We start from the raw sequence: 16,180 nt of genomic DNA on the forward strand, positions 1-16,180 counted from the left end.
CCTTAGCGCGTTGGCAACGCGCGAAAACAAGTGCGTTGCCGCCTGAAGCGTAAGAACTGTTGGGGGCCCGCAGGCAAGAACAAAGGCTGGCGGTGTTAGCCCGCTTTCTTTGCTTACTTTCTTTGCGGCGGCAAAGAAAGTAAGTGCCGCCCCGCACAGGGGCAACGCATGAACATCGACGTGAAATCGCGGATGCCAGCGAAAGCGAAAGCAAAAAGCGAAAGCAAAAAGCGAAAGCAAAAAGCGAAAGCAAAAAGCGAAAGCAAAAAGCGAAAGGCAAGAGACCAAAACCCAAACAGCGACTGCGTCGCAGACAAGAAAAAACCTTAAAGCTTCTGCACCATTGCCAGATCAAAAATTCTGACCCACTGCCGAGCCTCGCGCTCGGACCTCATCGGCAGACGCCACTCAGGATGCGCGGCATCTTTCACCTCGAGTTTCACCTGCCAGCGCTCGCCATCCCGCACGGGCTGCGCCCCGCGAAGATCGGCAAAGATATACGAACCGCGCAAACCGGCGACCTGCATGTCGCACAACCGCTTGCCGGCAGCAAGCCGTACACCGCCCCACTCCCCCTTGATCTCATGGGTCCAGTCGCCGTCGCGAATGTTCGCCGAGACTTCCTTGTGGCGGCGCCACCACCACGCAAGCGCCGCGAGCACCAGCGCGGCAAAAAGAATCGCCACGCCCACGGCAACGCCAAAGCCAAAATGCGCGGACAGCACATGAAACGCCTGCACACAACCGTAAATCAAGGCGATCAGGGCAAACAGCGCGACGACAATCGGCATGGCTCGTGTCCGGCAAGTGCGCTACAGCAGCAGGAAATGCATCCGTTCACGCGAAGCAAACGGCACGTAGAGAAAAGCGCGGCGCGTGAGGCGCATGAAGCTGCACCACCCACCCGCCACGCGGTCAAAAGCCCTTATGGCTGCTTATGCGTCGCCGCCCACTGCTTCAACGCCTGCATCGTGTTCTCGACATGCTTGTCAGGCGAGAGACTCGTGTACTCGTAAATAATCTTGCCGTCAGGCGCAATCACATACGACACACGGTTCGCCATCGACGCATGCATCGGCAGCCCCGCGTCGTACGCGTTGATGACCTTCGAGTCGGGATCGGCGGCCACCGGGAATTTGCTGCGGCATTCGCTGACCGAGAACTTCGTCAACGTGTCGATATTGTCGTGCGACACGCCGATCACCGTCGCGCCGTACTTCTTGTATTCGTCGACGGCCTCCGCGAATTCATGTGCCTCGATCGTGCAACCCTTCGTGAACGCGGCCGGATAGAAGTACAGGACGACAGGGCCTTTCTTCAACGCATCGGCAAGCGCATACGTATAAGTCTTGCCGCCCAGCGATGCCTGCGTCGTGAAGTCAGGTGCGTCGTCGCCCGGCTTCAGCGTGGCGGACGCCGTCAGCGCATGCAGCGACAAACCCGCGCACAGCAAAGCCGCCAGCGCGAACGGCACAATCTTTTGCTTCATCTCGAGTCCTCGAATCGTGAGCGCACGGTCTCCGTGCATCGGCTTCGCGACGCCATCCATCACGCGGCATCGCGACCTTCAGCTTCCGTCCCATATTGGATCACGTTTGACGTTTGCGCGTCGGCGTGCAGCGCAGAGCCGTGAATCACTCAACCAGATGCGCGCCGAACCACGCGGCCGCCGACAGATTCAACTCGGCGAGCACGATCGGCGTGAGCGCAGCGAACTCTTCCAGCGACTGCGCGCTCGCAATCGCCGCAGCATCCTGCGCCTCGCCCGCCGCTTCCGCGATGCTCAACAGCGCACCCATCGGCCCCGCGCGCTCGACGATCGCATCGCGAATCAGCGGCGACAGATCGAGCGGATCGAGCGTCGCGTCCGGCGTCGAATCGACAAGCACATGCACCAGCGAGAACACGCCCGTCATGAACGCCGCGTCGGCGAAGGCCTCGTCGTTCGGGTGAATCCAGCGCGCGGCCAGCTCCATGAAGCGCGCGCGCGTACCCGCCAGTTGCACGAGGGGATCGGAGCGCCAAGGCAGTTCGCCGATGCCCGCGTAGAGCAGCAACTGCGCCCAGCGCGCGATCTGCCGCGTGCCCGTCGCGATGATCGCCTCGCGCAGCGACGCGATATTGCGCCCCAGGCCGAATGCGCTGGAATTAACGAGCCGCAGCAACTGCATCACCACATTCGGATTGCGCTTCAGCTCGGCTTCGAGTTCGACGATGCCCGCATCGCGCGCGAGCAGCGCCAGCAGGCGCAACAGCGACGTGCGCGACGAACGCGTGCGGCGCGTCGACAGCACCTGCGGCCGCGCGAAGAAGTAACCCTGGAACAGGTCGAAGCCCAGCTCGCGGGCGAGCGCGAAGTCTTCGCGCGTCTCGACCTTCTCGGCGATCAGCGTCTTGCCGTGCCTGGCGAGCGCCTGCGTGAGGCCCGGCAATTGGGCGCGGTCCGTCTCCAGAAAATCGACCTTGACGATATCCGCATACGGCAGCGCGGCATACAGATTCGGCGACAGTTCGCACACGTCGTCGAGCGCGACGCGAAAACCCGCGCGGCGCAATTCGTCGATGCGGGCAATGAGCCGCTCGTCGAACTCGACCGTCTCGAGAATTTCGAGCACGAAGCGCTCGGGCTCCATCAAATGCACGATGTCGTCGAACAGCAGATCGCGGCCGATGTTCACGAAGCCACGGTGCGAGCCGAGCACGGACGGCACGCCGATGCTGCCGATCGTGCGCACCACGACCTGGGCCGTGGCCTGCGCGTCGTCGGACACTTCCGCGTAGTTGTGCGCGCTGCCGCGAAACAGCAGCTCGTAAGCATGCAACGCGCCATCGCGGTCGAGGATCGGCTGACGCCCGACATAGACGAACTGCGCCGAAGAGATCGCTTCGTCCGCATCTTCCTCGGCGCCTGCTTGCGCAAACGTTTGGAGGCGGCCGGCATCGTCAGTGTCTTGATACGGATCAGGCATTTTTCACAGCTTGAATTCTGAAAACGGCTTGCATGCGGGGCTTGCATCGGGGGCTTGCCGCCCCGCCTCATCTGGCGGATTAACGGAACGCCCTGGCCGCCACTTTAGCGGAATCCCTCCGACCATGTACAGGCGCCGAGCGGCTTTCCATTCCTTACCATATGTTATGGCGCCTTTTATGTCCAACGGCTAAAGATTCCGCTGAAAACGTCGATAACCCGTTCTGATGGACGGCCTCGCGCCTGCCCCGATTCGGCCAGCCGACGGGCACCGCAGCGACGTCCAGCCTCAAGACGAACCGGGTAGTCAGCGATACACATGGAAGCGACCAGGATCACCCCAGCCCGCCGGGGCTTGCTGCGCACGGCGATCGACCGATTTCGCGCGGTCCGTCAGCCCGCACGCGCGACGGTTGCGCCAGGCCTGCCGGCCGTCTCGCATGGTCTCGAACAGGCCGCAGGCGCCGTCGACTTCCTCGCGCACGTGGCGCGCAATCTCACCTTTCTGTATGTGTCCGAGGCGAGCCTGCGCTTCATCGGCTATCACCGCGAATATCTGGAAACGGTCACGCTGCACGAACTCGTCGCACCAGGCGACGTGGCGCGGCTGGATGCCGCACTGCGCCGCGCCGACGAAAGCGGCGCCGTCGAAAAGATCACGCTGGACCTGATCAAGTCGCTGACCTATCCCGTGCCCGTCGAGCTGCGCATCGCGCGCAACTGCCACGACGGCATCGAGGGCTTTGCGATCGCCGGCTTCGACGTGTCCAGCTGGCGCGCGACGGAAGCGAGCCTCAAACATCAGCTGCATCACGACCATCTGACGGGTCTCGCGAACGTGCCCGCTCTCGTCGAGGAAATGCGGCACGCGCAGCAGAAGGCGGATGCGACGGGCAAGTCCGCTGCCCTGCTGCTGCTCGATATCGACGACTACCAGCGCGTGAACCGCGCGCTCGGCTACGACGCCGGCGACGAGATGCTGCGCGACACCGCACGGCGCCTGTCCAACATGACGACCCAAGGCGAAGTGATCGCGCGGATCTCCAGCGACGAATTCGCAATCCTGCTGCCGCCCGTGCACGGGCGCGCGGATACCGCGCTGGCCGCCGAAGCGCTGGCGCGCCGGCTGTTGACGGCCATCCAGCAGCCGTACACGTTCAACCGGCAGCCCGTGCATCTGTCGGCGAGCGTCGGCATCGCGCTCTATCCCGACACGCAGCACGCGGACGAGTCGCCCGACGCGCCGTCGCGGGACAGCCAGTTGCTGCGCTGGGCCGATCATGCGCTGTCGCGCGCGAAGGCCGCGGGCGGCAACACGCTCGCGTTCTACGTGCCCGACGACAGCCCCGCCGACGCCGAACGCCTAAAGCTCGAATCGGACCTGTACGACGGCGTGCGCAACGGCGAGTTCTCGCTGCACTTCCAGCCGATCACGAGCAGCCAGACGCGCGGCGTGGTCGGCGTCGAGGCACTGATCCGCTGGCAGCATCCCCTGCACGGCCTCGTGCCGCCGTCGATGTTCATTCCCCTCGCCGAATCCGTCGGCCTCATCAACTACCTGGGCAACTGGGTGCTGAAGGCCGCGTGCATGCAGCTGATCCGCTGGGATACGCAAGGCATCCGGCTGCAATACGTCGCCGTCAACGTATCGCCGCAGCAGTTCCGCGATCCGCGCTTCAAGGAAAGCGTGCGCGAAGCGATCGCGCTGACGGGCATCGATCCGCACCGGCTCGTGTTCGAGATCACGGAAAGCCTGCTGATGCACGACCCGCTGCATGCGACCACGCTGCTCGAAGAACTGACGGGCCTCGGCATCCGCTTCGCCGTCGACGATTTCGGCACCGGTTATTCGAGCCTTGCGTATCTGCAACGCTTTCCGCTTGCCAAACTGAAAATCGACCGGAGTTTCGTGGAGAATCTGCTAACCTCGCGCAACGATCAGGCGATCGTCAGCGCCGTGGTGGGCCTCGCGCAGACGCTCGACCTCGAACTCGTCGCGGAAGGCGTCGAGACGGAAGAACAACGCGACCTGCTGACGGAGATGGGCTGCGACCACATCCAGGGCTGGCTCGTCTGCAAGGCACTCCCATCGGAAGAACTCGCACAGCGTTTCGAATCGCGCGCGCTTCATGTGCATGGTGAAGCGTGACCCACACGATGCGTAACGACACCGTGGCGCCACTCACTGGAAACTGTATGCCTCTTGCGGGACTCTCATGCTAAAGGCTGCGCTGCTTGACCGGCTCTGGGCTCGCATGAACGAGCGAGGCGATTTTCCGATGCTGCAGCAGTCGCTCCGCTCGACGATGGCCGCGATGAGCAACGACGACCTCGACTTCAGCGGGCTCGTGCAGATCGTGCTCTCCGACTTCGCGCTGACACAGAAGGTGCTGCGTCTCGCGAATTCGGCGATGTACATGGCGTTCGGCGGCAACATCACGACCGTCTCGCGCGCGCTGATGGTGCTGGGCATGGATGCCGTCGGGCACCTGGTGGTCGGCCTGAAGATCGTCGATCACTTTCATCACAGCGTGCCGCGCCGTATCGACGCGAAACTCGAACTCAACCGCACCATGCTGTCCGGCTGCGTCGCGCGCAAGCTCACCGAGCGCGGCGACCTGCGCGAGGGCGAGGAGGCCGTCGTCTGCACGCTGATGCGTCAGATCGGCAAGCTGCTCGTCGTGTTCTATCTCGATGCCGAATGGGACCAGATTCGCCGTCAGCGCGACACGGGCATGGGCGAGAACGAAGCGTGCGAAAGCGTGCTCGGCGTGACGTTCGAGGAAATCGGCCTCGAAGCGGCGACGCGCTGGCGTCTGCCCGATCTGATTCGCGTGGGCATGACCGAGTTCGATCCGCTGCAGAACGACGAGCCGCGCCAGGTGCAATGGCTGCGCGCGATCACGAACTACTCGACGGAAGTGGCGAACGTGCTGACGCAGCCGCATCTGCCCGAGTCGCAGCGCGACGTGCGCATCGCGGAACTCGCGCAGCGCTACAGCCGCACGCTCAATACGGATCCCGACGTGCTCGTCGAGATGAGCCTCACGCTCGCCGAAGAAGAAACCCGCAACGGCCTGATGCGCGAGATCTTCGAACTGCGCGCGAACGCCGATGCGATTGCGCGCGAGTCGCTCGACCCTGAATCGTGCATCCGCGCGGGCGTCAGTGAATTGCAGGCGTTGCCGAGCGACAGCGGACTCGCGCCCGCGCTCGCGATGGCTTCGGAGACGGTGCTAGCGGGACTGCAGTTCGAGCGCACGGTGGTGTTCGTGCGGCACGGCAGCGGCATCTTCAAAGCGTCGATGGGTTTCGGCGCGAAGATCGACGCGGCGCTACCCAAGCTCAGCTTCGCGACGGCGTTCGAACCCGACGTGTTTCATCTCGCGATTGCCAACTCGGTTGGCATCTTCATCGAGAACGCGCGCGATCCGAAAATGCATGCACGACTGCCGGACTGGTATCGCCGTGCATTCGACGGCGTGCATTCGTTCGTGCTGTTGCCCGTGGTGCTCGAAAACAAGTCGACGGTCGCCCTGCTCTACGGCGACTGGGCGCACCATGATCTGCCGCGCCGCATCACGCAGCGGGAAATGGCCGCGCTCAACGAACTCGCACGCGAGCTGGGCCGGTTCTTCGCTTATGCGCCCGTGAGCGAAGTAGAAATGCTTTGATGCCAGGGCGCAGGCATCAAAGCCATGCGCCCTCTTCCATCGACATGCGCGGCCGATGCTGCCCGGCCGCGCATCGTCTTGCCTTAGTCCTCGATCCGCTCCAGCCCTGTCGCCTCCGCACTGCGATCGGCGATACCCGCCCACGCGGCGGCGACGAGACCCATCTGCGCGATGTCGCTCACCTGCACACCGTCGAGCCCGGAGCACGCGCTTTCGATGTGCGCCCACGCGCCGCGCTCCAGCGCTTCGACGAGCGTGAGCAAGGTGCCGAGCGCGCCTTCGCGCAGCAGGATCGCATCGCGGATCGGCTTGGACAGCGCGAGCACGTTGAGCGTATGTTCGAGCGAGCCGCCGAACACCGAATCGACGAACGAGAACACGCCCGTGAGAAAGGCCGCGTCGGTTTCGTCGCGACCGGCTTCGGGCAGACGTTCGACGGCCAGTTCCATGAAACGCGCGCGCGTCGCGGCGAGTTGCAGCAGCGGATCGTCTTCGAGCGCGACCTTGCGGCCGTCCGCGTACAACAGCAGTTGGGTCCAGCGTGCGATGCGGTTGGTGCCTGTTGCGTTGATTGCTTCGCGCAAGGTCGTGACCTTGCGGCCCATCGCGAGACCGCTCGAATTGGCGAGGCGCATCAGGTGCATCACCAGCACCGGGTTCAGCTTCAATTCGGCTTCGAGCTGTGCGACCGTGGGTTCGCCGCCGAGCAGTTGCAGCAGATTCAGCAGTGCATGACGCGGCGCGCTGACCTTGCGTGCAGCCGCACCTTGCGGATTCGCGAAGTAAAAGCCCTGAAAGCGATCGAAGCCGAGATTGAACGCCTGCTCGAACACCTCTTGCGACTCGACGCCCTGCGCGATCAGCAGCTTGCCTGCCGATTTGAGCACGCTCGCGAACTTGGGCAGCATGGCCTGCGGGATGCGGTTCATGTCGATCTTCACGGCGTCCGCATACGGCAGCAGACGGGCAAAGGTTTCGTCGGCTTGCGCGACGTTGTCGATCACGAAGCGATAGCGGCGGCCGTGCAGCTCGACGATGCGCGCGATCAGCGTGTCGTCGGCGAGGATGTCGGCCGGCAACTCGAACATGAAGCGCTCGGCGGGCAGGCTGCGGATCGCGTGGTCGAACAGCAGTTCGCGCGTGACGGGCAGATAGCCCGGATGATTGCCGAGCGCGGCGCGCACGTCGTGCTGCAACACGGCCTGGATGAAGCGTTCGGCGGCGCTCGGGCCGGCCTTCGGCTGCTCGCTGTCCGCGTCCTCTTCGGCTTCGGCGGATTCAGCGGCTGGCGGTTGATACAGCTTGAGTTCGAACGCGCACAGCATGTTGTCGCGGTTCAGGATGGGTTGGCGAGCAAACGAAACGTTTGCGCGCGCATCCTGCGTGATGCCCGGAACGCCTTCTGCCTGGCGTTCAGCGACTGCGGTGGTGGTCATTCCCGGTCCCCTGTCGACCCGGGTTCGCGTTTGCGCGCCGAACCGGATCCCGTGCAAGTAGTTGTGGCGAAGCGTTGCGCTTCGTGCTCTCAGCATCGTTCTGGCGACGACTCTGTGCGACCTGTCGAGCCGTCTTCCCCGTGCGCCGATTTTAGCGCACGCAGACTGGCGCAGGGGCACGCCGAAGCGAAAAAAAGACTATAAAACAAGGGCAAAAAACGCCACCGGCCGCACGAGGCGGCCGGTTTGTCACTCTGTTGCTGCGATGTTCCGCAACGGCTGGCGCGTGCCTTACTTGAGCACGACCTTCACGTCGAAGTACTTCGCGGCGAGCTTGTCGATGGTGCCGTCGGCTTTCAGTTCCTTGAGCGCCTGGTTGACGGCGTCCTTCAACTGGGCGTCGCCCTTGCGCAGACCGAAGCCGACGCCCGAGCCGAGCAGTTTCTCGTCGGACACGGCCGGACCGGCGAATTCGAAGCCGGCGCCTTGCGGCTTCTTGAGGAAGCCCTTCGATGCCGCTTCAGCGTCCTGGAACGATGCATCGAGGCGACCTGCGACGAGGTCCGCGTAGACCTGATCCTGCGTCTGATAGGGAATCACGTCGACGCCGGCGGGCGCCCACTTCGCCTTCGCGTAGGTTTCCTGGATCGTGCCTTGCAGCACGCCGACGTGTTTACCCTTGAGCGAAGCGGGCGTCGGCTGCAGGCCGCTGCCTTTCTTCGCGATCATCTGGTTGGGGATCACGTAGATGGGATCGGTGAAGTCGATGACGGCGCGACGCTGGTCGGTGATCGACATATCCGAGTTGATCGCGCTGAACTTGCGGGCCTGGAGCGCGGGGATAAGGCCGTCGAACGAATTCTCGACCCACACGCACTTCGTCTTGAGCTTGGCGCAGACGGCGTTGCCGATATCGATATCGAAGCCTTGCAGGTCGCCGGCGGGCGACTTCGATTCGAACGGAGCGTAGGACGCTTCGACGCCGAAGCGGATTTCCTTGATTTCGGCGGCCGATGCTTGTGCCGTTGCCGTCACGGCGATGAATGCGGCGAGCGCAGCCGTTTTATGCCAACTCAATTTCATTTGTTGCTTTCCTCAGGAAGTGCAGGCGGCGGTATGCCCCGCCTTGGGCGTGCGGATGATCATTGCAGCGCTGGATTGGCGATTCAAACGACCTCGCCAGGATTGGTGCGGCGCACCAGGCGTTCCGCGAGGCGGGGATTTTACAGGGTCTTCGGTTTGCGCTACGTGGCGCGGGTTGTTGTTTCTCTCGCGGAGCGGTGTGCGGTTTCTGGTTTTTCGGTTTTCACCGCGGTGGGGAAGTTGCAAATTCTTGTCGGTGGCGTGCAAGCCTTCGTGGCGCGGGCGTTGCCGGTTTGGTTTTTTGCTTCTGCGCTGGCGTCCGTGATTCGCTGGCGTCTGGGATTCGCTGGCGTCCGCGATTCGCTGGCGTCCGCGATTTCATGTCGGTGTTCAGGCGTTGCCCCTGTGCGGGGCGGCACTTACTTTCTTTGCCGCCGCAAAGAAAGTAAGCAAAGAAAGCGGGCTCACCCCGCTAGCCCTTGTTCTTGCCTGCGGGCCCCCAACGGGTCCCGCACTCCACACGGCAACACATCGTTTTGCGCCCGTTGCCAGCGCCTCGAACAGGCGCATCACCCACTCCACTCACCCGCAGAGCAGCCAGCGCCAGCGACTCGTCTGCGCCGCCCAGGTGGCAAACTGTGTGTAGCTTGTCGCACCGTACGTGTTCGCGATCCTACGACACCGATCCCGCTTTTTAGTCCGGAGTGGTGCACTTCCATTGCGACGGCCTACACACAGTTTGCCACCTGGGCGGCGGTCGACGTCTGGTAACGCAGTTTGTGACGCGGGAGTGTGGAGTGGGTGATGCGTGCCTTAGCGAGTTGGCAACGCGCGAAAACAAGTGCGTTGCCGCCTGAAGCGTAAGAACTGTTGGGGGCCCGCAGGCAAGAACACGGGCTGGCGGTGTGAGCCCGCTTTCTTTGCTTACTTTCTTTGCGGCGGCAAAGAAAGTAAGTGCCGCCCCGCACAGGGGCAACGCATGAACACCGACATGAAATCGCGGACGCCAGCGAAAGAAAGACCGCCAGCCAGCAAAAAAACCAGAATGGCGACTGCGTCGCAGACAAGAACCTACTTCAACCCGGCATGAACCTCACCAGTAGTCTCAACCACCAGCAACCCAGCCCGCAAGCCGGGCTTAACACCGGCATTAGGAAACACGATGCGCTCTTCGTCATGTCGCACGACATACCGATACTCACCATCCCGCGCGAGAACCGTATCGCGCTCAAACGCGGTGAAATTGGCAACGTCATTAGCAAACAGGAGCTCGAACGAATCACTCTGCTTGGTGATCTGATCGATCACGGTAAACACTCGCGGCAGAGCCAGAGAACCATCACCCGGCTCATCGGCGAGCATCTGCCGTAACGCAGAATCGGCAAAAGCAAAACGAGCCAGGTCGTTCTGACCAAACGCCCGCACCTTCCCAAGTTCCAGCGTGCACGCTTCTGCACCACACTCGGACGCAGTGAAATGCGAATACGTGTTGCCCTTCGTCGTGTGCAACAACACCGCCGCGATCCGCGCATCCCGCAACCACTCGAACATCGCGCGCGACAACGGCGCACCCGTATGCGGCAGCAACGCAAACTGCTCGAACACGGAAGCGCGTATCGCCGTATGCATGTCGACATGCCAACGCGCACCCGGCGCATCCGATGCGCCAGCAAAGAACCGCAACGCGATACGTTCGAGCGCCTCCGCACGCGGCGCCTCGTGACTGTCCGGCACCTGGACATGGCGCCCACTGAATAGCCGGTTCAGATCATCATCGATATAGCGACACGACTCGCGCATCGCGTGCACATTGCCGAGTATCACGAGCAATCGGCAAACCAGCGCGGCGCGCCCACTGCCGATATCGCGCACGAGAAACGACAGCAGTTCGATCGGCGCAGTCTCGTCGCCATGAATACCCGCCGATGCCAGCACACTGCGTACGTCGCCCTGTGCCGATGCGGCGGGCTCGAACTGCAACACGCCATCGTCGATCCACGTCCATCGCACGCCGTTCGCGCACACGCCCTCGCGCGCATCGTCGGCAGGCCGATGACCGGCCAGCGTGAACGCAAGAAAATCGTCCAGCATCGACGGCTTAACGCTGGAAGTCATACAGCGAACCCAGGCCAAGAATCTGCGTCAGTTCATCGAGCGCCGTGCGCGACTCGTTCAGCAACTTCGGGTCGGCGAGATCGGCAGGCGCCAGGCGATCGCGATAGTGCGTCTCGATCCACCCGTCCAGCCGCGTGAAGAGCGTGTCGTCGATCCACACGCCCGGCGCCACCGCGGCACGCTCCGCCTCGTTCAGCACGACACGCAGACGCAGGCATGCAGGGCCGCCGCCGTTCTTCATGCTCTCGCGCAGATCGAAGACCAGCACGTCGTCGATAGGCGCCTTGCTTGCAGCGAGTTCATCGAGGTAAGCCGCCACACGCGGATTCTCACGACACTCCTGCGGCACGACCAGCACCTGCCTGTTATCCCCAGTCAGGAGCAACTGGCTGTTGAACAGATACGACGACACGGCATCGGCAACGCTCACCTGCGCGTCGGGCACTTCGATCACGCTGAACTCGCCATTGAGCTTCGCCAGCTTCGCGCGCAGTTCGTCATACACGGCCTTCTGATCGACGAACGCAAGCTGATGGCAGAACAGCGTGCGCGCATTGCCGACGGCGATCACGTCGTTATGAAACACGCCCGCGTCGATCACTTCCGGCGTCTGCTGCGCGTACACGGTCGCGTCGTCGGCAAGGCCATGACGATGCGCGACGGCGCGGCTCGCCTCGAATGTCTGACGCGCCGGGAAACGCTTCGGCTCCGGCCCGCGACGATATTCGCTGCGGCCATATACGAAGAACTCGACGCCCTTCGCGCCATATTCCGCGCAAAAGCGCGTGTGATTCGCCGCGCCTTCGTCGCCGAGCGCAGGCGTGCCGGGCAGCGCCTCATGCACGACGAAGCGCGACGGGTCCGCGAACATCGCGCGCAGCGTGCGTCGCGTCGACTCGTGCTCGATCGCGCGATGCAGCTTGCTCGTCAGGTTCGCGGGCGTGAAGTGCACGCGGCCGTCCTGCGTATCCGCCGACGGGCTCACCGTCGCCGCATTCGCCGTCCACATCGCCGACGCGGAACTCGCCGCCGCAAGCAGTTCGGGCGCATTCTTCGCCACGCGCTCGATCACGCCCGCTTCGTCACCGGCAAAGCCGAGTTCGCGCAACAGGCGCATCGACGGACGCTCCTGCGGCGGCAGCACGCCCTGTTTGAAACCGAGGTCCGCGAGCTGCTTCATCTTGCGCAGACCCTGCTTCGCAGCCATCTTCGGGTTCGCGATGGACTTGTCGTTGTTCTGCGACGCGACGTTACCGAACGACAGCCCCGCGTAGTTGTGGGTCGGTCCGACGAGTCCGTCGAAATTAGCTTCAGTGGCTTGCATCGTCGATCCTTAGAAATGAAGACCCGGCGACACGCTCGCGGGCATCTGCAGTTGCGCGCTTTCGACGGAGGCCATCGGGTACGCGCAGTAATCGGCTGCGTAGTACGCGCTCGGCCGGTTGTTGCCCGAGCGGCCCGTGCCGCCGAACGGCGCCGCCGACGACGCGCCATTGGTCGGCCGGTTCCAGTTCACGATGCCGGCGCGGATCGTGCGCTGGAAATGCGTCCACAGCATCTCGTCGTCGGCGAGCAGGCCCGCGGACAGACCGAACTCGGTATCGTTCGCGCCCGAGATCGCTTCGTCGAACGAGCCATAACGGACGATCTGCGCGAGCGGTCCGAAGTGCTCCTCGTCAGGCAGGTTCTGCACGTTCGTGACGTCGAGAATCGCGGGCGTCACGAAGCCGAGCTTCGGATCGCGCTGCGCCATCTTCAGCAGCGGCTTCGCGCCGTCCGCGATCAGGCGCTCCTGCGCGTCGACGAGACGCGCCGCCGCACGCGCCGAAATCACTGCGCCCATGTACGGCTGCGGATTGGCGTTGTACTCGCCGACGGCAATCTGCGAACTCACTTCGACGAAGCGCGCGAGGAACTGGTCGCCGAATGCATCCTTCGGTACGAAGATGCGGCGCGCGCAGGTGCAGCGCTGCCCCGCCGACAGGAACGCGGATTGAATCGTGTGATGCACGGCCGCGTCGAGGTCCGCGACGGGCGCGATCACGAGCGGATTGTTGCCGCCCATCTCCAGCGCGAGCACGATCTCGGGACGGCCGCCGAACTGCTTGTGCAGCAGCGTGCCCGTGTCGGAGCTGCCCGTGAAGAACAGCCCGTCGATCTGACGGTGATTCGCGAGCGCCACGCCCGTGTCCTTTTCGCCTTGCACGAGATTCAGCACGCCCGCAGGCAAGCCTGCATCGCGCCACACCTGGACGGTCGCACGCGCGACGCCCGGCGCCAGTTCCGACGGCTTGAACACGACCGTGTTGCCTGCGATCAGCGCGGGCACGATGTGCCCGTTCGGCAAATGCCCCGGAAAGTTGTACGGACCGAACACGGCGACCACGCCATGCGGACGATGACGCAGCACAGCCGTGCCGTCCGCCATCGCGGTGCGCCGCTCGCCCGTGCGTTCGTTGTACGACTGAACGGAGATGTCGACCTTCGCCGCCATCGACGCGACTTCCGTGCGCGCTTCCCACAACGGCTTGCCCGTCTCGCGGCCGATCGCCTCGGCGATCGATTCCTTGCGCTCGTTGATCAACGCAGCGAAACGGCGCACGACGGCGACGCGTTCGTCGAGACTCACGGCCGACCACATCGCGAACGCACGGCGCGCGCTCGTCACGGCGCGATCGACGTCTTCCGCCGATGCGCTATTGCCTTCCCACACCGTCGCGCCCGTGCCGGGGTTGCGCGATGCGAATGCGTGTCCTGTGCCGGCGATCCATTCGCCGTCGATGAAAAGCTCGCTCATGTGTTCGTCCTTATTTCTGTTTCAACGGCAGCACGCGCACCAGCTCGCCTGCCTTCACGTTCAATGCCGCCGCCTCGTCCGCCGTCAGACGGAACACGCCGTTCTCGACCACGCCTGCCGCGACACCCGTGCGGAAGTCGTCGAGCGACGTATTCGACACCAGCGAACGCGGCCCATTCTCCTGCGCTTCGACGGCGGCGATTTCGACCGGCGCGACGGCGCTCTCGCGTACCGTGCGCAAGTCGGCGATATGGCATTCGAGCACGGGACCCGCGTCGAAGATATCGACGTGATTCTCGTAACGCAGCCCTTCCGCTTCGAGCATCTTGCGGGCAGGCAGCGTGTCGCTGTGCGTGAGCGCGATCGCATGCTGCGCTTCGTCGGGCAGCAGCTCGACATACACGGGAAAGCGCGGCATCAGTTCCGCGAGGAACGACTTGCGGCCATGCGAGCTGAGGTAATCGGCGGCGTTGAAGTCGATCTGATAGAAGTGCGAGCCGACCGCGCGCCAGAACGGCGACGTGCCGTCCGCGTCGAAATGGCCGCGCAGTTCCGCGCAGATGCGTTGCGGAAAGCGCTCGCGGAACTGCGCGATGAACATGAAGCGCGAACGCGACAACAGGCCGCCTACGCCATGCGCGCGATAACGCGGGCTCAGGAACAGCGAGCAGACTTCCGCGTAGCCCGTCAGATCGTGCGAGATGTTGAGCGCGCGCATGCGCGTCCAGATGCCGAGATCCTGCGACGCATGCACCACCGTGCTCACGCGATAGTTGTAGAAAGGCTGCTCGAGTCCGACAGCCGTTTCGATCCCGCACACGCCCGCGATGTCCTTCGTCTGCGAATCTTCCATCACGAAGAAGTAGCCCTTCTCGTGCGGCGCGGCCTTGCCCTCGATCGTGCGACGCGCGCGCGCAATGCGCGCCGCGAGCGCATCGCGGTCCGGCTTGAAGGTCGTGAGACCGGGACCCGTCTCCTGAGCGAGCGCGACGAGCGCGTCCACATCGCCCGTCTGCACGACGCGAACGACGATCATTGTGCTTCTCCCGTAGTCTGTTTCTGATCCTGCTGATGCAGCGGCACGCAGCGCACCGTGTCCCCGTCGCGCACGTCGAGTGCATGGCGCGCGGCGGCCGGCAGCGGCGCGCCCTCTTCCGTCTGAGCGGGCAGATCGGCCAGCACGCAGCGGAACTCGCCCGGCTTGTTGCTCGCGATCAGATACGTCGCGCCGCGTTGCGCCGACGCTTCATGCACCGCGCGCGATTCGTTGCGCTTCACGCACGCGCTGCGATCGACTTGCGCGGTGAGCACGGGGCCCGCATCGAAAATATCGACGTAGCGGTCCGTCTCGAAGCCCTCTTCCATATGGATGTCGTACGCGAGCAGCGCCTTTTCGTCCGGCTCGCCGAGCACGCGCTGCGCGGCTTCCGGCAGAAGCGGCACGTAGATCGGATAGCTCGGCATCACTTCGGCGATGAAGGTGCTGCTACGGCCGCCCGACTGCACTTCGATATCGGCGAAATTGCGGCCGAAGAACTTGCGGCCCACGGCTTCCCAGAACGGCGACACGCCCGCGTCGTCCGTCACGCCGAGCAGCAGGGAGAACACTTCGGCGGTGAAGCGCTGGCGGTTCGCGGCGACGTACATCATGCGCGCGCGCGACATCAGATGCGCGGCGGCATCGCCACGCATCTCGGGGTCGATGTAGAAGCCCGCGAGACGGCTTTTGCCCGTCAGTTCATGCGACATCGTCAGCGCGTGAATCTTGCGGTTCACGTGCAGTTCGCGCGATGCGTGAATCAGCGCATCGTTGCGGAACACGTAGAACGGTTCGGAGTAGCCGGCTGCCGCGACGATGCTCGCCGTGCCGTGCAGCTTGCCCGTCTCGCTGTCTTCCAGCACGAAGAGATAGAACTCCTCGCCCGGAAAATCGACTTCCGCGCGAAACGAGTCTTCCGACAACGCGACGCGCGCCTCCAGCGCGCGCCGGTCGTGCGGCAGCGAGTGCAGCACGGGCTGCGCGTTGCGCGCCATCTGTTGCAACGCGTCGAGATCGGCCAGACGGCCTGGGCGGACGAAGAGCATCGTGGTCTCGTGTGTGGAGAGG

The 16,180-nt window shown here is 63.9% G+C and carries 13 protein-coding genes; 3 read left to right on the forward strand and 10 right to left on the reverse strand.

The genetic code is table 11. From position 1 onward, the window contains the following. Positions 1-168 precede the first annotated feature (168 nt). Entirely contained in the window at positions 169-330 is a 162-nt protein-coding gene (locus tag G3N95_RS16765; protein ID WP_205971207.1) for a hypothetical protein, read from the forward strand. On the opposite strand, the gene G3N95_RS16770 is transcribed toward G3N95_RS16765, so the two are convergent. The 3 genes from G3N95_RS16770 to G3N95_RS16780 form a co-directional block, all read right to left on the reverse strand. Then, positions 327-791, reverse strand: a complete 465-nt coding sequence (locus G3N95_RS16770; RefSeq protein ID WP_205971208.1) for a hypothetical protein — start codon at positions 789-791, stop codon at positions 327-329. The two genes, G3N95_RS16765 and G3N95_RS16770, sit on opposite strands and share 4 nt — an antisense overlap. Positions 792-925: 134 nt before the next feature. Beyond that, positions 926-1,489: a peroxiredoxin gene (locus G3N95_RS16775; RefSeq protein WP_205971209.1), complete on the reverse strand. Its 564-nt coding sequence runs from the start codon at positions 1,487-1,489 to the stop codon at positions 926-928. Between the two features lie 145 nt (positions 1,490-1,634). Continuing rightward, positions 1,635-2,969, reverse strand: a complete 1,335-nt coding sequence (locus tag G3N95_RS16780) for an EAL domain-containing protein (RefSeq protein ID WP_205971210.1) — start codon at positions 2,967-2,969, stop codon at positions 1,635-1,637. 318 nt (positions 2,970-3,287) lie between these two features. Here G3N95_RS16780 and G3N95_RS16785 point away from each other — a divergent pair, with 318 nt between their 5' ends. Both G3N95_RS16785 and G3N95_RS16790 read left to right on the forward strand, forming a co-directional pair. Continuing rightward, a complete protein-coding gene (locus G3N95_RS16785) occupies positions 3,288-5,117 on the forward strand; it encodes a sensor domain-containing phosphodiesterase (protein ID WP_241018619.1) in 1,830 nt (609 codons plus the stop codon). Positions 5,118-5,184: 67 nt separating this feature from the next. Continuing rightward, on the forward strand, positions 5,185-6,642 hold the full coding sequence (locus G3N95_RS16790; protein ID WP_205971211.1) for an HDOD domain-containing protein: 1,458 nt from the start codon (positions 5,185-5,187) through the stop codon (positions 6,640-6,642). An 83-nt stretch (positions 6,643-6,725) separates the two neighbouring features. Here G3N95_RS16790 and G3N95_RS16795 read toward each other — a convergent pair whose 3' ends face one another. The 7 genes from G3N95_RS16795 to aruF all read right to left on the reverse strand — a co-directional run bounded on the left by G3N95_RS16795 (position 6,726) and on the right by aruF (position 16,158). Next, positions 6,726-8,078 (reverse strand): EAL domain-containing protein, encoded by a 1,353-nt coding sequence (locus G3N95_RS16795; RefSeq protein WP_205971212.1) that lies wholly within the window; start codon positions 8,076-8,078, stop codon positions 6,726-6,728. Positions 8,079-8,369: 291 nt separating this feature from the next. Beyond that, positions 8,370-9,161, reverse strand: a complete 792-nt coding sequence (locus G3N95_RS16800) for an ABC transporter substrate-binding protein (protein WP_205971213.1) — start codon at positions 9,159-9,161, stop codon at positions 8,370-8,372. A 1,071-nt stretch (positions 9,162-10,232) separates the two neighbouring features. Then, a complete protein-coding gene (astE, locus tag G3N95_RS16805) occupies positions 10,233-11,276 on the reverse strand; it encodes a succinylglutamate desuccinylase (RefSeq protein ID WP_205971214.1) in 1,044 nt (347 codons plus the stop codon). Further along, complete coding sequence (gene astB / locus G3N95_RS16810) at positions 11,260-12,600, reverse strand: N-succinylarginine dihydrolase (RefSeq protein WP_205971215.1); 1,341 nt, start codon at positions 12,598-12,600, stop codon at positions 11,260-11,262. The genes astE and astB overlap by 17 nt, the downstream gene beginning before the upstream one ends. A gap of 9 nt (positions 12,601-12,609) precedes the next feature. Next, positions 12,610-14,073, reverse strand: coding sequence for a succinylglutamate-semialdehyde dehydrogenase (astD, locus tag G3N95_RS16815; protein ID WP_205971216.1), 1,464 nt, complete (start codon positions 14,071-14,073; stop codon positions 12,610-12,612). 10 nt (positions 14,074-14,083) lie between these two features. Then, positions 14,084-15,109, reverse strand: coding sequence for an arginine N-succinyltransferase (gene astA, locus G3N95_RS16820; RefSeq protein WP_205971217.1), 1,026 nt, complete (start codon positions 15,107-15,109; stop codon positions 14,084-14,086). Next, positions 15,106-16,158 (reverse strand): arginine/ornithine succinyltransferase subunit alpha, encoded by a 1,053-nt coding sequence (gene aruF / locus G3N95_RS16825; RefSeq protein WP_205971218.1) that lies wholly within the window; start codon positions 16,156-16,158, stop codon positions 15,106-15,108. Before aruF ends, astA begins: the two co-directional genes overlap by 4 nt. Positions 16,159-16,180 lie beyond the last annotated feature (22 nt).

The organism is Paraburkholderia sp. Tr-20389 (assembly GCF_017104565.1).
Taxonomy (GTDB): domain Bacteria; phylum Pseudomonadota; class Gammaproteobacteria; order Burkholderiales; family Burkholderiaceae; genus Paraburkholderia.

What these genes read in the sequence shown, in the direction of transcription:
- G3N95_RS16765 (WP_205971207.1), top strand. Translation starts at nt 169, where the DNA reads ATGAACATCGACGTGAAATCGCGGATGCCAGCGAAAGCGAAAGCAAAA.
- G3N95_RS16770 (WP_205971208.1), bottom strand. Translation starts at nt 791, where the DNA reads ATGCCGATTGTCGTCGCGCTGTTTGCCCTGATCGCCTTGATTTACGGT.
- G3N95_RS16775 (WP_205971209.1), bottom strand. Translation starts at nt 1,489, where the DNA reads ATGAAGCAAAAGATTGTGCCGTTCGCGCTGGCGGCTTTGCTGTGCGCG.
- G3N95_RS16780 (WP_205971210.1), bottom strand. Translation starts at nt 2,969, where the DNA reads ATGCCTGATCCGTATCAAGACACTGACGATGCCGGCCGCCTCCAAACG.
- G3N95_RS16785 (WP_241018619.1), top strand. Translation starts at nt 3,288, where the DNA reads ATGGAAGCGACCAGGATCACCCCAGCCCGCCGGGGCTTGCTGCGCACG.
- G3N95_RS16790 (WP_205971211.1), top strand. Translation starts at nt 5,185, where the DNA reads ATGCTAAAGGCTGCGCTGCTTGACCGGCTCTGGGCTCGCATGAACGAG.
- G3N95_RS16795 (WP_205971212.1), bottom strand. Translation starts at nt 8,078, where the DNA reads ATGACCACCACCGCAGTCGCTGAACGCCAGGCAGAAGGCGTTCCGGGC.
- G3N95_RS16800 (WP_205971213.1), bottom strand. Translation starts at nt 9,161, where the DNA reads ATGAAATTGAGTTGGCATAAAACGGCTGCGCTCGCCGCATTCATCGCC.
- astE (WP_205971214.1), bottom strand. Translation starts at nt 11,276, where the DNA reads ATGACTTCCAGCGTTAAGCCGTCGATGCTGGACGATTTTCTTGCGTTC.
- astB (WP_205971215.1), bottom strand. Translation starts at nt 12,600, where the DNA reads ATGCAAGCCACTGAAGCTAATTTCGACGGACTCGTCGGACCGACCCAC.
- astD (WP_205971216.1), bottom strand. Translation starts at nt 14,073, where the DNA reads ATGAGCGAGCTTTTCATCGACGGCGAATGGATCGCCGGCACAGGACAC.
- astA (WP_205971217.1), bottom strand. Translation starts at nt 15,109, where the DNA reads ATGATCGTCGTTCGCGTCGTGCAGACGGGCGATGTGGACGCGCTCGTC.
- aruF (WP_205971218.1), bottom strand. Translation starts at nt 16,158, where the DNA reads ATGCTCTTCGTCCGCCCAGGCCGTCTGGCCGATCTCGACGCGTTGCAA.